The organism is Desulfonauticus submarinus, assembly GCF_900104045.1.
GTDB classification, from domain to species: domain Bacteria; phylum Desulfobacterota; class Desulfovibrionia; order Desulfovibrionales; family Desulfonatronovibrionaceae; genus Desulfonauticus; species Desulfonauticus submarinus.
This window is the reverse complement of the sequence record NZ_FNIN01000003.1, coordinates 96,182-111,626: the sequence shown is the minus strand read 5'-3', so window position 1 is coordinate 111,626 and position 15,445 is coordinate 96,182. Positions and strand designations below refer to the sequence as shown.

Sequence of the window (15,445 nt, the reverse complement as noted above, 5' to 3'; positions counted from 1 at the left end):
AGCTAAGCTTGTTCTTTTATTATTGCTTTTAGAAAGTTTTTATTTATAAAAAAACACAGATTCTCCTAATTTTTTCCCTGTTAGTTTTACAACTACAGGACATTTTACCTTAAAAGCAAAGAATATTCCATCCTTTTTGTCTATTAAAGCTTCAAAGTTTCCTTGTCCTTTACTGAGGATAATGTCTGCTTTTTTAAAATATTGGATAAATTGCTGGGAACAATTTTCTAAGACAGTTCCTGGAGAGGATACTCCAGATGAAATAACTTCACATAATTTGGTCATACCAACTTCTTGTGCATCTTCTAAAGTTGCATCATTAATAATAGGTTTGTCTCTAACCACATATATTACTTGTTTTCTTTTTGATTTGAGTTCCTGAACTAAAAGGGTATCTAGAGCTATTTCTCCTGTATTATCTCCTAAAATCATTATAGAGGAAGATGTTTGAAGTTTTTGAATGAATAATTGAAAAGATTGTTCATCTAAAGTATTTTTTTCTTTAAATAGGGCATCTTCCCAATTGAAGTTAGTTTCAATCCCTGCATCTATATAATTGCCTATAATAGAAATATGTAACGCTGTTTTTAATTTGTCAGGAGATTGATCAATGATTTGTTTTAATTGAGGTAACATTTGTAAAGCTTTTTTATTAGCATCTTGTTTGTATTCTTTAAAAGGATCTTTTTGTTTAGTTATTTTACTAATATGTCCATATATTTTTCCTGCAAGAGCAGGAGGAGAGAGAGTTAGGTCCAATTGAGGCACTAATTCACAAAATTTATAAATAATTTGTTTATGAACTTCTTCTTGATTAGGACAGGCAAGGCGTCCAGCCTTTAGAGCTTGACGTAAAAAACAAGGAATACAATCTAATGTTGTCTGCATGAGCAATCTCCTTATGAAAAGTAATTTTGTTGAATGAAATTAGTGATTTTTTGAAATACAATATGTTTGGTTTCTTGGTGTGTTGGTAAAAGATGCTTGCTTGTAATGTTTTCTTTTATAGTGAGAAGGTGAAGTTCTTTTTTATTAGAATTAATTTTTTTTAAAATATAAAATGCATTTTCTACAGGTACAGTTTTATCTTCAGTTGAGTAAATGCCTTGAAAGGGACAAGTTATATATTTTAACCGTGTTTTAACCTTGCGCATGCCTTTTAAAAAACTGTCTAAGGGATAAAGTGGGATAAAGTTTTCATATCCTTTCCAAGGGGCTATTTGTCTTGATTCTGGATGTGGAGGATTTACAGGAAACATAGGTTTTATATGTTTTAAAAAAGGTACAAAAAATAGCCGCCAGTCTGAGTAAAGAGGAGGAAAGATACGAGTTAAAAATACAGGACCTGCAATAATAACCAATCCATCTACGGCCAGTTCTTGGGCTATATTCAAAGCCAATGTTCCACCCATAGAAAAGCCAATAATAATAGTAGGTGTAGATCCAGTTTTTAAACTTTGGAATTCTTGTTTTGCCGCTAAAAGCCAGTCTTTGTATCTGGTTTTATTAAAGTCTTCTAATGTTAAACCATGTCCAGGTAAGCAAGGAAGTTTTGTTTTTATATTTTGTTTTTCTAGATAATCTCTTAACTCTTTAAGTTCAAATGGCTGTCCTCCAAATCCATGAAGCAGAAGGCAATTTAATAATTTTTTGCTCATTTGATTTCTAGAATTTCCTCTATTTGTAAAGTAATACTCAAAAGATCATTAAAGTTATTTAAAGTAGGACGATAAGCTAATCTAATTTGATGGTTTATAAAATTTTGATTTTTATATTTTTGCCCTTGGCGCCAAATTTTACCTTCTAAGTTGAGATTACTTTTTTCATCACGTAAAAGTAGGCTTAAATGATTTTCTTCACTGCCAAAAAAATTTTGAGCTCTGACTTTAAGGGGTGGGCTCAAAAATAAGGGTTTGGGATTTCCAGGGCCGTGAGGCTGAAGCATATCTAGCTCTTTGAGAAAAGAAGGAGTTAGGGCATTAAAATTTACTTCTGCATCTAGATTTAAAGTAGGAGAAAATTTATCTCCAAAATGTTGCTCAATGGTTTGAGTAAAATTTTGAGTAAATTGTAAAAGATTTTCTTTTTTTAATTTTAAACCCGCAGCCATTCTATGACCACCAAATCCTTCTAATAATGGAGAAATTTTTTCCAAGGTTTCATAGAGATTTACTTCAGGAATACTTCGTCCTGACCCTTTTAATATGTTTTCTTCTTGGGTTAAAATAATGCATGGTCTATAGAACTCCTGAACAATTCTAGATGCTACTATTCCGATGACTCCTTCATGCCACTCAGGAGAAAATAATACTAATCCTGAAGCAGGTAATAATTTTTTTGCTTGGCTTAAAGCTTGTTCTAAAATATTTTCTTCAATTGTTCTTCTTTCGTTATTTAGTGCATCTAATTCTTCTGCCAATAATTTGGCTTCATTTATATCTGGAGTAAGTAATAGATTTAAGGCTGGCTTGGGTGTTTTTAAACGTCCACAGGCATTTATTCTAGGGGCTAAGATAAATCCAATGTCTCCGCTTCCAAGATTTTTTTTCCCATTTAATCCACTTTTTTCTTTTAAAGCAATAATACCAGGACGTTTGCTTTCACTTAAAACTAATAACCCATTTTTAGCCAAGATTCGATTAACTCTAGAGAGTTCCACTACATCGGCAATTGTTCCTAAGGCTACCAAGTCTAAGAATAATCGGATATCTAATTTAGGTCCTGGTAAAAAACGATTTAAAGCAGCAGCCAGTAAGAAAGCTACACCTACACCTGCTAAGTCAAAATACTCTGAATGAGTTAATTTGGGATTTAATATGAACTTTGCTTTTGGTAGGATAGGAGGAGGAGTGTGGTGATCTGTAATAATAACGTCTAAACCACATGAGTTTGCAAAATTTACTTCTTCACATTGAGATATACCACAATCTACAGTTATAAGGATGTCTGTCCCTTGTTCCTGAAGTTTTTTTATTCCATAGGAATTTAAACCATATCCTTCAGAACGACAGGGAATATAAGTAAGAGTATGGATATTTTTTTTAGCAAAAAAATCTTTTAAAAGGGCAGTAGAGGTAATACCATCTACATCATAATCTCCCCAAATAGCTATTTTTTTCCCTTTTTTAATTTCTTCTGTAAGAAAATAAGCAGTATCTAAAAGTTCTGGCCACACTTCTAAAGGGGGAAGGTATTTTAGACTAGGACTTAAAAATATTTCAATATCTTCTTTTTGGATAATTCCTCTATTGTAAAGAATTTTTCCTAAAATAGGAGATATTCCTATTTGCTGCCATGTTTGTTTTATTTGCTCTGGAACAGGAGAGGTGTTTTTTAGCTTCCATTTCATTTAATGTTAATCTCTTATTGGGGTTGTTTTTTTAATAAACCTTTTTTCTTAAGGAATTCTAAAAATTTTTTCGCTTCTTCAAATTCTGGATTTAGAGAAAGGGCTTCTTTTAAATGATAAATTACCTTGTCTATGCGGTTTAACCCAAAATAAGCTCTTGCAATGTTGTAGTGAAGGTGTTCGTCATCTTTGGTAAGCTCAAGAGCCCTACCATAATATTGAACAGCTTCTTCATACATATTTTGTTTTCTTAGATTTATCCCAAATTCATTAAATAGATGTTTATGTTCTTCTTCAAATGCAGCATCTAGTTTTACTAATCTTTCAAATACATCTTTGGCTTTTTCTTTTTCTCCTCTTTCTAAATAAGTAAGACCAAGGCCAAAATTAGCTCTAATATTTTCTTCATCTATGTTTAGGGCATTTTTAAATTCATATTCTGCACTATAGGTTTCACCTCTTTTGCGATGTCTTTCTGCTCTAGCAATAGTTTTAGTAAGTTCCCGCATTTTAGGATAAACTGTTTGAATATAAAATTCAGGCTCAGGAGCGAATTTGTCTAAGAATTCATCTTTAGAAATTTGTTTCTTAGGTCCAGAAGGAACATAGTTAACATTTAAAGGTTGAATTTCAATGGTTCCATCTTCTTGTTCTTCAGCAAACCAGTAAGATTTTTGGATACTTTTTCTTTGTGTTGTGCCTGTGCCTATTCTAGTTAATACTTGTGTGGAAAAAACACCTTTAATTTTTTCTTTTTGAGTGCCATTATTTTTTTCTTCACTCATTGTTTTGCCCTTTTGATCTCTTTTTTTATAGTTTTTATAATTTGTAGAGGGTCTTTGGCTTTAGTGATGCTTCGGCCAATTACTAAAAAATCAGCACCTTTTAATGTTGCTTGATAAGGCGATAAGACCCTTTTTTGATCACCTTTCTTATCTGTAGTTAAACGGATTCCTGGAGTCACCAAAGTTAACCGAGGTAGCTTTTCTCCCACTACTTCTAACTCTAAAGGAGAAAGAACCACTCCGTCAACTCCCCAGCCTAATCCTTTTTGAGCAAGATCTAGAACGACATCTGAAATCGATCTGCTTTCTGACCATACTAAATCGTTTTTACTTAAACTTGTTAAAATAGTAACTCCCAATATAAGACACTTTGGCCTTAAAGAATTTTTAACATTTACTGCTTCTTTTATCATATTTTCTCCACCTAATAAATGGAGAGTAAGCATATCAATGTGAAATTTTAGAATATTTTTGATTGCTCCTTTTACAGTGTTTGGAATATCAAATAATTTTAAATCTAAGAAAATGTTAAATCCTAAATCTTTTAGTTTAGGTAAAATAACTGTTCCTGCTTTACAAAACAGTTCTAAACCTACTTTTACCCATTTTATTTCTTTTTGAACTAAAGATGCAAATGCTATAGCCTTTTCCTCTGTATCAAAGTCTAAAGCTAAAATTATTTCACTCATGTTTGCTCCAAAATTTTTTTAGGTAGATCTGGGAAAAAACAAGGACGCAGTTTTTCTGCAATAATAATTGATTTTAATTGTAAATATGCTGCTTCTAATTTATCATTTATAATCCAATAATCAAAAATATTAGCTTCTTGTATTTCTTTTTTGGCATTAGCTAATCTGATATTTATTGTTTCTGGGCTGTCTGTATTTCTTTTTTCTAACCTTCTTTTTAACTCTTCTAAAGAAGGAGGAAAAATAAATATAAAAATTCCTTTATTTAAGTTTTGTTTTATTTGCATTGCTCCTTGAACATCTATATCAAATAGTAAGTCTTTTCCCTGTTTTAATGCCTTTAAAACAGCTTCTTTGGGTGTTCCATAATAATTCCCATGTACTTCAGCCCACTCTGCAAAAAAATTTTCTTTTTTTAATTTAATAAATTCTTTTTTAGAAACAAAAAAATAATCTCTTCCATGTATTTCACCAACTCTAGGTTCTCTTGTTGTATAAGATATAGAAAATTCAAATTTAGGAAAGTCTCTTTTTAAAAGAGATATAAGAGTAGACTTTCCAGCACCAGATGGTGCACTTATAATTACAAGTAATCCTTTTCTATTTATTTTCTCCATTTTCTCCTTCCTGTATTCTTTGTACAATTGTTTCTGTGTGAATTGCAGATAATATTACATGATTTGAATCTGTCACTATGATAGACCTCGTTTTTCTACCCTGAGTGGCATCTATTAATCGGTAATCTTCTTTTGCTTCTTCTTTTAATCTTCGCATAGGAGAAGAATTAGGATTAAATATTGCTATAATTCTATCTTTTACTACACTATTACCAAAGCCGATATTAACTAACTTTAGAGAAGTCTTCATATTTTTACTCCAGATTTTGGGCTTGTTCACGTACTTTTTCTAAAGTTGCTTTTACTTCTACTACTATTTGGCTTATTTGGGAATTTTGAGCTTTGTTTCCACAAGTATTTATTTCTCTAAAGCATTCTTGAAGATAAAAATCTAGTTTTCTTCCTACTTCTTGATTATTTTTAATTTTTTCAATTGCACTCAGATGACTTTTTAGCCTAGATATTTCTTCTGACACATCTAATTTGTCTGCCATTATAGCTAATTCTGTTAATAGTTTGTCCTCATTAATAGTGATATTTATGTCTTGTAATAACTGTTCAACTCTTTTTTTAAGTTCTTGAAATTTATTTTTCACATTTGTTTTTATAGTGTCTTCAAGATTTAAGAGCAAATCTTGAATATATTGAAGGTGATTAGCGATATCTTTACTTAAGTTTGCTCCTTCGCTTGTTCTACTTTTATCCCAAATACACAAGGCTTCTTTTAAAGACATTATAAGGTCTGATTTAAGTTCTAAAGGAATGTCTTGGTCTTTATTTTTCCAGAGATGAGAAAGAGTTAAAAATAAATTTAAATCGGGCTTAAAGCTCAGAGCAGTTAATTTGGACATACTTTCTAATTCTTTTAACATAGCAAGGGCTTGGGATTGATCGAATTTTAGATTAATAAAATCTGGATTTTTAAACGTTAAGTTTAAATATAGCTCAATTCTTCCTCTTTTAGCTATAGATCGTATAGTGTTTTCCCATTTGGGTTGTTCTCCTAAAAGATAGTAAGGAGTTTTAAATATAATGTCTAAAAAACGACTGTTAACGCTTTTTATTTCCCAGGATATAGTATAGTCATCCTTATCTAAGGCATATTTACCATAACCAGTCATACTTTTCATAAAAAGGTCTCCCTTATTTGTTTTGAAGCTGTTGTCTATAAATGTTTCTTATGTTGGTTAAGTGTTGCTGCATCTCGTGGGTAGCATAATCTGGGAATGTCCAAGGCAAAGTTTGCCATTTCCCTTTGGTATATATAAGGGTTAGATCTGCAAAAATTCCTTCTTTAAGATAAATTCTATGAGTAAAATTTTTTCCTGTAGCTAAAACTAATCTTTCATAAGTTATGATACCTGGATCTAGATTAAAAATTCTATTATTATTTTGAAGATTGAGTTGTTCTAGTTGATTTGTAAATTGTTTTAATGAAACCAGTTGGTCTAACGGGATTAGATTAGAAAAGGATAAAACTCTTCTAAAAATGGGAGTTCCTAATTCAGCGTCATAGTATTTGGTTTGAGAGAAGGGAATTAAATCGGATAAATAATCAGCTTTGCCCCATTTTTTTTCTAAAGTTAAAAGTAGAGCAGGCCAAAATTTTTCCCATTTGGCACTTAAAATAGAAAGAAATATTTTTCCTGGTGAAGGAATTTTAGGTGTACTCATGATTTATTAAATTTTAAAAATTAAGTTTAGGGATAATAAATCCCTTCAGTTGATAACTAAATATGTTAACCATTTTTAAACTCAAGTTCAAATAGATTGTTAAGATAGATAATTATTGGAATTTTATAGATAAATTAGGATTGAAAACTATTAGGATTTATTGGTTTTACTAGCCAGATTGTTAGAATAACTTTACTAAAAGTCGGTCATTTTCGATCCTGATAGGTTTTGCCTTTTGAACAGATTTTATGGGCTTGTTAGTAGGCTCAGTAAACTTTACTTGAAGATAGTGTTCTGTGGTTCCTAGGTTGGAGTTTTCTACGATAACATTAACTTCATGTAATTTAAGGACTTTTTGATAAAAATCTTTTCTTTTGTTTTGCACCAATTCCCTTAATAATTTTGTTCTCTGTTTTTTTAAGGTTTGAGGCACTTGATCGGGAATATTAATAGCCTTGGTATTGGGTCTGGGAGAATATGGAAAGACATGAGCATAACTTAGAGGTAACTTATTCACTAGTTCATAAGTGTGATTAAAATTTTGCTCTGTTTCTCCTGGAAATCCTACTAATAAATCTAGCCCTAATCCATAAATAGGCCAAATAGAGTTGAGTTTGGCACAGAAATCTAAAAGATTTTCTGCCTTATAATGACCTCTTCCCATTTTTTTTAAAATGGTATTGCTTCCACTTTGTAAAGAAATATGAAGATGAGGGCAGATAAAATGATGTGTTTTTAAAATGAGTAGGGCTTGTGTAGTTAGATCTGCAGGTTCAATAGAACTTAAGCGTATTCTTATGTTGTGTTTTAAAAAATTAAAATTATTACCTAAAAAATCAATTAATTCCCAAAAATTCATTTTATTTTCTAAATCTCGTCCATATTGTCTAAGATTTATACCGCTTAAAATAATTTCTTTGAACCCTGCCTGAGCAAGGCGTTTGATTTCTAATAGGATGTCTTTAGGTTTTCTACTGATGGACTTTCCTCTAGTAAGAGGTACGATACAATAAGTACAGTGATGAGAACAACCGTCTTGGACTTTTAAAACTGCTCTGGCTCTAAAATAGTTATTTATATTGGGAAAAGGATTATTAAAAGAAGTTTTTTGGAAAAAAGAGAATTTTTTATCCTGGGGAATGATGGTATTGACTTCAGGCCATAAACTAATTTTGTCTTTTAATACTTGGGCTGCACAGCCAATGACAATGATTTTAGCAGTGGGATTGATAGAAACAAAATGCCGTACACTTTTTTTTAGATCAGTAAAGGCACCTTGTGTTACTGCACAACTATTTAAAATAATAACTTCTGCTTTTTGTTCTGAAACAAGCATCTTATTTTGATTTTGAAGAATTTCTATAATAGCTTGAGTTTCATATTGATTTACCTTGCAACCTAGGGTTTTAATAAAAAAAGTTTTAAAATTCACCTTTTATAATTCCTCCTCCTAGTACTTGTCCTTCCTTGGTATATACAGCTAATATTTGTCCTGGAGCTGGTTTTTCTTCTTGTTCTTTAAATTCAAAGTAAAGCGTATCTTTTTCTTGTTTTTTTAAAATAGCTTTTTTAGCTTTTTGACGATAACGGATTTGAATATATATTTCTGAAGGCCAGTTTTGCACTTGTTCTAAAAAATTAAAATTTATTCCTACCACGCTTTTAGCTTGAAGTTCTTTTTTAATGCCAACATAAAGTGTGTTGGTGGAGATATCTTTTTTTAGGACATAGAGTGGCTCTTTATAAGGGATTCCAATACCTCTGCGTTGTCCTAAAGTATAGTTCCATAAACCTTTATGAGTACCTAATAAGGTTTCATCTAAGAGTTTAATTGGCCCAGGTTTATCTAAATGTATACCATTAGATTGCAAAAATTCTCGATAGTTACTCGGAATAAAGCAGACTTCATTGCTTTCCTTTGTAGTAAAATGGAATAAGTTATATTCTTTTATTTTTTGAACAACATCTTGTTTTTTAAGCTCCCCTAAAGGGAAAAGTAAATGACTAAGGGTTGCTTGTGGCAAAAGGGATAAAAAATAGCTTTGCTCTTTTGTGGGGTCATCCCCTCTAAACAAAAATGTGTTATTGTTTTTTGTAATAATCTTTGCATAATGCCCAGAAGCTATCTTTTTTACTCCTAATTTGAGAGCCTTTTGAAGCAGGAGTCCAAATTTGATTTTTGGATTACAAAGAGCACAAGGGTTAGGTGTTAATCCACGTATGTAATCTTTGATAAAAGGCTTTATGATGAGTTTTTGAAATTCAGAATGAAGTTCTATTTTGTGAAGCTCAAAATTTAGTGTTTTAGAGAGTAGCTTTAGGTTCTCCCAAATAGTGTTTTGATTTGGAGAATGAAAAAATGAACCATAGATGCCAATTACTTCATGGTTCATTTTTTTTAGTAAAATGGTGGTATAAAGGCTATCAATACCACCACTTAATAATACACCAATTTTCATTTTACACGTTAGGATAAGATAAAGAATCTACCAGTTGTTCTATATTAAAAGCCACTTGGAATAATTTTTCTTCTGTTAACCATTTACCTATTAATTGAATACCAAGCGGAAGACCTGAGAGCTTTCCGACTTCAATGGGTAAACTTATTCCTGGAAGACCAACTAAATTTAATGAAATAGTATAGATGTCAGTGAGATACATTTTTAGAGGATCGTGACTATGCTCACCTAGTTTAAAAGCAGGGGTGGGACTTACTGGCGCTAATATATAATCACATTTTTGTAAGGCCATATCAAAATCTTTTCTTAAAATTCTTCTTACTTGAGCTGCTTTTTTGTAATAAGCATCATAATATCCAGCAGATAATACATATGTACCCAGCATGATTCGTCTTTGTACTTCATCTCCAAATCCATAGGTTCTAGAGAGTTCATACATTTCCTTTAAATTATTCGCTTGTTTTGCTCTAAAACCATAACGAACGCCATCAAATCTTGCGAGATTAGAAGAAGCTTCAGCCATTACCAAGATATAATAAGTTGCGATTGCATATTCAGTATGAGGTAGGCTTATTTCTTTTATTTCAGCGCCTTCTTGTTTAAGGATATCTATAAGTTTTAAGATAGAGTTTTCTACTTCTTGATCTAGGCCCTTTTGAAAATATTCTTTAGGGATTCCAAAGCTTACTCCTTTTAAACTTGTATGTTTAATTTGAGCTAAATAATCTGGTACAGGAGCCCGAAGAGAAGTTGAATCTTTAGGGTCATGTCCTGCAATGACGTTTAGAATGAGAGCAGCATCTTTTATTGTTTTAGTTAATGGACCTGCCTGGTCAAAAGAAGAACCATAAGCTATTAATCCGTATCGTGAAACTCTGCCATAAGTTGGCTTTACTCCAACGAGTCCGCAAAAACAGGCTGGTTGTCTGATAGATCCTCCTGTATCTGTTCCAATGGCAGCAAAACATTGCTTTGCTGCTACACTTGCTGCACTCCCGCCACTAGAGCCACCTGGAACTCGACTTATATCCCATGGATTTTTAGTTGGGCCAAAAGCAGAGTTCTCTGTAGAAGAGCCCATGGCAAATTCATCCATATTTTGTTTACCTAAAATAATTGCTCCTGCTTCTTTTAATCGTGTCACTACTTCAGCATCATATACAGGAACAAAATTTTCTAAGATTTTAGACCCACAAGTTGTTTTAATCCCTTTTGTAGTAAACACATCTTTTATTCCAATAGGAATACCCCAAAGAGGTTTTTGGGGGTCATAGCCTTCACTATCTAACTGTTTAGCTTGTTCAAGTAGTTCTTCTTCATTTCTTAGAGTTATAAATGCATTTATTTTTTTTTCTGTTTGTTCTATCTTTTTTAGACATGCTGTAACTAACTCTAAAACACTTATTTCTTTTTTTGCTAAGCTGTCTTTTATTTCTATTAAAGTTTTATCTGTCAGTTCCATGCTGGCTCCTTATATATGTTATTCTTATGCTACAATGATATTTAGATTTTTAATAAAAAATTTGTAGTTTTCTGTTTAAATAATTTTTGGGACAATAAAAAATTCATCATCTGTAGCTGGGGCATTTTGTAAAATATCTTTTCTTTGAATATTTTTTTGTACCATATCTTCCCGAAAAATACTTGTATTGGGGCAAGGAGAGTAAAGTGGCTCTATATTAGTTGTATCTAGTTCATTTAATTTGTTCATATAATCTAGTATTTTTGTAAGTTGCTGTTGGTATAGTTCTTCTTTTTCTTTAGGTAATTTTAACTTTGCAAGAGTAGCTATCTGTTTAACTTGATCTTTAGAAAGAGACATTTGTTTTCTCCTCATTATTTTTTTGAGTTTCTTTTTGTTGTATTTTTTTCTCTATTCTTTCTTTTCTAATTTTTTGTATTTTTTTCAGATCTAGCAATTTTTTATTTTTAGATAATACACTAAATAGGTAAAGTTTTTGAGTAGCCAACCCACTTTCATTCCAAGAGAATGGAGCCATGCTCCAATTAAAGTCCTTAGCTTTTTGTAGAAATTTGTTTATTTCTGCAGGGGGTAAATTTATATTTAATTGAGGTAGAGAAGCAAAAAAACGTACAAAGTCAAATCCTAGTGCTACCCAAAAATTTGCCTTACCTTGGGCACTACTATCTAATAAATGTTGAAGTAGGCTTGTGGCTGCAGATGGGTTGCTGTCCCACCACGGCCCTGGGTACATTGAAAGAGCAAAGTAGTTTTTTTCTAAGGAGCTTAAGGGACTAGAATTATCCCATAGTGCTGGGCCTAAAAAATATAATGTTGGTTCATTATAAAAAAAGAAGTAAGGAATCATTGCCCTTACTCTTGAGAAACTATCAGGTATAAAAACAGCATCAAAATCTGGTTCAGGAAAAATTTCTTTGTTTTGCTTTTTTTCTTCTGAATTAGGATCAAGTTCTTCTTCAGATGTATTTGCTTCTATTCCTAAAAATTTCGCAACTTTTTCTCCCCATTTTTTAGGATTAGTGGCAGGATAACTTAGCAAACCAGTTACGGTGGCGTTTGTTTCATTATAAGTAGAATTAGAAATTTCCTGAAGAAAAATTTTAGCCATTTTTTTGCCATAGTTTTCTTCTGGATAGAGGATAGCAAAACGAGAAATCCCTAACTTATAAGTGCAAGTATTAAGTAAAGCCCGTATTTGGTCCCTACTGCTAGGGAAAAAACGCCATATGGTTTTCCCCTCTTCTTTTACTTTTGGAGAAAATACAAAGAAGATTTTTTCTTTTTCAAGATTGTTTTCAAAGACTTTAGAAATTTTGTTGGGGGCAATGGGTCCCCCAACTATTTGGCCAGATGAATTTTCCAATTCTTTTATCCAATTGTTAGAAAAAGAATTAATCACTTTTATTTTTAAAGATTGTCCTTCACTCATTAGTTGCCATTGGGCTAGGCTAGCTCCTTTAAATATTTGCCAGCCAAAATGGGCATAAGGGCCAGATAAAGGAAGTAAAAGCACTAGTTCTTGTTCAGGCGTACCCCATTTTTCTTCCAGTTGGGTTACAAGTTCTGAGAAGAGTAAAGAATGGAGAGTGTTTTGCCTTAGTATGGATTTTAATCTTGACCAGCAAAATGGCCAGTTAGTAGGATTATCCTTTGATAGGATATAAAAATAACTAAAGAGAATTACATTTTCTGGAAAAGAACTTTGAGTTGAGCAATTTTCTTTTAACTTTTCTAAGGATTTGAAATCTTTTTGTTTTAAAAAATTGAACAGGGATTCTTCTAACTCACCTAAATGTTCTTGTGGAGTATTTTGACTTATTTCCTTTAAACTTAAAATAGCTTCTAATGCTTTTTCTTGTTTTAAATAAAAATCAAATAAAAATAATGTTGCATTTTGTCTAAGTTCCCAATTTCTATTTTTATCTAAACATAATCTTAATATATGTTCTTCTGCTGTACTGTTTCCATAGTTTTTTTGCATACAAAGAAATAATATCTTATTTAGTTCCCAGTCATTTTGCATTGATGGGTTGATGCTAAAAATGGTTTTAATACTGTGGGATGCATTAAAACAGTCGTTTGTGTGAAAATAGCTTATTGCTAAACCTTTTAGATAAATAGATTTTTTTTCAGGTCCTAAATTAGGTGTGTTTAATAATTGGGAGAATAACTGTTTGCTTTTTAGCCATTCTTTATTTTCTAGGGCTTGTTGAGCTTGTAATTCTTTTTTGTTTTCATATATTGTAGGAGCAGTGATAAATTTTTTCCCACAACCACTAAAGATTACTATACATAAAACAACAAGAATAAGTTTAAAAATTTTAGTAATTGAATATAACATAAGCGTATTTCCTTAAATAAAAAATAAGGCCTGGATGTAAAATCCAGGCCTGTTTATAGGTGGGATAAGGAAACACTGTCAAGTCATAGTTATTTTACTTCTGTATAATCAGCATCTACTACATCATCTCCATCATCTTTGTTGGTTTGGGTATTTTGTTGAGGACCAGCTTCTGGTCCTTGGTTTTGTGTTGTTTTTTGGGCATATAACTTTTCTGCTAGTTTATGTGATGCCTGAGCAAGTTCTTCTGAAGCTTTTTTAATGTCTTCTACATTATCTTGCTGCATTACTTTTTTAAGCGTTTCTATTTTATTTTCTATCTCACTTTTTAGAGTAGCATCTATTTTATCTCCTAAATCTCTGAGAGATTTTTCTGTAGTATAAATAAGAGAGTCTGCTTGGTTTCTAGCTTCAATAAGTTCTTGTTTTTTCTTATCTTCTTCTGCATGAGCTTCTGCCTCTTTGATAAGTTTTTGAATTTCTTCTTCAGATAAACCACTAGAAGGAGTAATACGAATAGACTGTTCTTTGCCTGTACCTAAGTCTTTGGCTGAAACATTTACAATACCGTTGGCGTCAATATCAAAAGTTACTTCTATTTGAGGTACTCCTCTGGGAGCTGGAGGAATGCCAGTAAGCTCAAATCTTCCCAAAGACATGTTGTCTGCTGCCATTGGTCTTTCACCTTGTAATACATGGATAGTTACAGAGCTTTGGTTATCTGCAGCAGTGGTGAAGATTTGACTTTTTTTGGTGGGAATTGTGGTATTGCGTTCTATTAATTTAGTAAATACTCCTCCCAAAGTTTCAATGCCTAAAGATAATGGAGTAACGTCTAGGAGTAATACATCTTTTACATCTCCACTTAATATTCCACCCTGAATAGCAGCACCCATTGCTACTACTTCATCTGGATTAACACCTTTGTGTGGTTCCTTACCAAAAAATTCAGCCACTTTTTTCTGAACTAATGGCATTCTGGTCATTCCACCTACTAAAATTACTTCATCAATATCAGATGGTTTTAATCCAGCATCTTCTAAGGCTTTTTTACATGGTTCAATACTTCTATCTACTAAGTCCTCTACTAATTTTTCTAATTTTGCCCTACTTAGTTTAATATTTAAATGCTTGGGACCTGTTTGATCTGCTGTAATAAAAGGCAGATTAATATCTGTCTCTAAAGAGCTAGATAATTCTTTTTTGGCTTTTTCTGCTGCTTCTTTTAAGCGTTGTAAGGCCATTTTATCTTGAGAAAGATCAATTCCATTTTCTTTTTTAAATTCATCTACTAAGTAATTAATAATTCTTTGATCAAAATCTTCTCCACCTAGAAATGTATCTCCATTTGTTGCTCTTACTTCTACTACACCATCTCCCACTTCTAATATAGAAATGTCAAAGGTTCCTCCTCCAAGGTCATAAACTGCAATTTTTTCATTCTTTTTTTTGTCCATTCCATAAGCTAAAGAAGCAGCGGTAGGCTCATTTATGATTCTCTTCACCTCAAGACCTGCAATTCTACCCGCATCTTTGGTTGCTTGTCTTTGACTATCATTAAAATATGCTGGTACGGTGATAACTGCTTCTGTAATTTTCTCTCCTAAAAACTCCTCAGCATCTTTTTTTAGTTTTTGCAAAATCATCGCTGAAATTTCAGGAGCACTATATTTTTTGTCGCCAATTTGAACATATGCATCTCCGTTTGGTCCAGGTACAATTTTATATGGACAACGTTCTTTCCATTTTTGAATCAATGGATCATCAAATTTTCTACCCATTAATCTTTTAATAGCATATACAGTGCGTTCTGGATTGGTTATAGCTTGTCTTTTTGCAATTTCTCCAATGAGTCTTTCCTTATCTGTAAAAGCAACTACCGAAGGAGTGGTTCTTCCGCCCTCAGGGTTAGTAATACACTTAGGATCTTTTCCCTCCATAAAGTATACACAGCTATTAGTTGTACCCAAATCTATTCCAATAATTTTACCCATTTTTTAAATCCTCCTATCTTCTTAATTTTTTTATTGTTTTCAAAAGTTAAGTCT

Annotated in this window: 15 protein-coding genes; all 15 read right to left on the bottom strand. The window is 32.0% G+C overall.

Annotated elements, in window-relative coordinates:
* Positions 1-39 precede the first annotated feature (39 nt).
* Positions 40-888 (bottom strand): damage-control phosphatase ARMT1 family protein, encoded by an 849-nt coding sequence (locus BLP60_RS04815; protein ID WP_092064285.1) that lies wholly within the window; start codon positions 886-888, stop codon positions 40-42.
* 11 nt (positions 889-899) lie between these two features.
* Positions 900-1,658: an alpha/beta hydrolase gene (locus tag BLP60_RS04810; protein WP_092064282.1), complete on the bottom strand. Its 759-nt coding sequence runs from the start codon at positions 1,656-1,658 to the stop codon at positions 900-902.
* Positions 1,655-3,349: a single-stranded-DNA-specific exonuclease RecJ gene (recJ, locus tag BLP60_RS04805; protein WP_092064279.1), complete on the bottom strand. Its 1,695-nt coding sequence runs from the start codon at positions 3,347-3,349 to the stop codon at positions 1,655-1,657. Before recJ ends, BLP60_RS04810 begins: the two co-directional genes overlap by 4 nt.
* 14 nt (positions 3,350-3,363) lie before the next feature.
* Complete coding sequence (locus BLP60_RS04800; protein ID WP_092064276.1) at positions 3,364-4,134, bottom strand: tetratricopeptide repeat protein; 771 nt, start codon at positions 4,132-4,134, stop codon at positions 3,364-3,366.
* Positions 4,131-4,823 (bottom strand): orotidine-5'-phosphate decarboxylase, encoded by a 693-nt coding sequence (gene pyrF, locus BLP60_RS04795; RefSeq protein ID WP_092064272.1) that lies wholly within the window; start codon positions 4,821-4,823, stop codon positions 4,131-4,133. Before pyrF ends, BLP60_RS04800 begins: the two co-directional genes overlap by 4 nt.
* On the bottom strand, positions 4,820-5,440 hold the full coding sequence (gene gmk / locus BLP60_RS04790) for a guanylate kinase (protein ID WP_092064269.1): 621 nt from the start codon (positions 5,438-5,440) through the stop codon (positions 4,820-4,822). The genes pyrF and gmk overlap by 4 nt, the downstream gene beginning before the upstream one ends.
* Complete coding sequence (locus BLP60_RS04785; protein WP_092064266.1) at positions 5,424-5,690, bottom strand: DUF370 domain-containing protein; 267 nt, start codon at positions 5,688-5,690, stop codon at positions 5,424-5,426. The genes gmk and BLP60_RS04785 overlap by 17 nt, the downstream gene beginning before the upstream one ends.
* Before the next feature lie 4 nt (positions 5,691-5,694).
* Complete coding sequence (locus tag BLP60_RS04780) at positions 5,695-6,570, bottom strand: YicC/YloC family endoribonuclease (protein WP_092064263.1); 876 nt, start codon at positions 6,568-6,570, stop codon at positions 5,695-5,697.
* A 13-nt stretch (positions 6,571-6,583) separates the two neighbouring features.
* Positions 6,584-7,114 carry a DUF4416 family protein gene (locus BLP60_RS04775; protein ID WP_092064261.1) on the bottom strand — a complete coding sequence of 177 codons (531 nt, stop codon included), beginning with the start codon at positions 7,112-7,114 and terminating at the stop codon, positions 6,584-6,586.
* Between the two features lie 181 nt (positions 7,115-7,295).
* Positions 7,296-8,546: a tRNA (N(6)-L-threonylcarbamoyladenosine(37)-C(2))-methylthiotransferase MtaB gene (gene mtaB, locus BLP60_RS04770; RefSeq protein WP_092064258.1), complete on the bottom strand. Its 1,251-nt coding sequence runs from the start codon at positions 8,544-8,546 to the stop codon at positions 7,296-7,298.
* A complete protein-coding gene (gene mnmA / locus BLP60_RS04765; protein WP_092064254.1) occupies positions 8,536-9,573 on the bottom strand; it encodes a tRNA 2-thiouridine(34) synthase MnmA in 1,038 nt (345 codons plus the stop codon). The genes mtaB and mnmA overlap by 11 nt, the downstream gene beginning before the upstream one ends.
* Position 9,574: 1 nt before the next feature.
* Positions 9,575-11,035: an Asp-tRNA(Asn)/Glu-tRNA(Gln) amidotransferase subunit GatA gene (gene gatA / locus BLP60_RS04760; RefSeq protein WP_092064251.1), complete on the bottom strand. Its 1,461-nt coding sequence runs from the start codon at positions 11,033-11,035 to the stop codon at positions 9,575-9,577.
* Positions 11,036-11,110: 75 nt separating this feature from the next.
* On the bottom strand, positions 11,111-11,395 hold the full coding sequence (gene gatC / locus BLP60_RS04755; RefSeq protein ID WP_092064248.1) for an Asp-tRNA(Asn)/Glu-tRNA(Gln) amidotransferase subunit GatC: 285 nt from the start codon (positions 11,393-11,395) through the stop codon (positions 11,111-11,113).
* A complete protein-coding gene (locus BLP60_RS04750; RefSeq protein WP_092064245.1) occupies positions 11,382-13,397 on the bottom strand; it encodes a penicillin-binding protein activator in 2,016 nt (671 codons plus the stop codon). Before BLP60_RS04750 ends, gatC begins: the two co-directional genes overlap by 14 nt.
* A gap of 89 nt (positions 13,398-13,486) precedes the next feature.
* A complete protein-coding gene (gene dnaK, locus BLP60_RS04745) occupies positions 13,487-15,391 on the bottom strand; it encodes a molecular chaperone DnaK (RefSeq protein ID WP_092064242.1) in 1,905 nt (634 codons plus the stop codon).
* Positions 15,392-15,445: the final 54 nt, after the last annotated feature.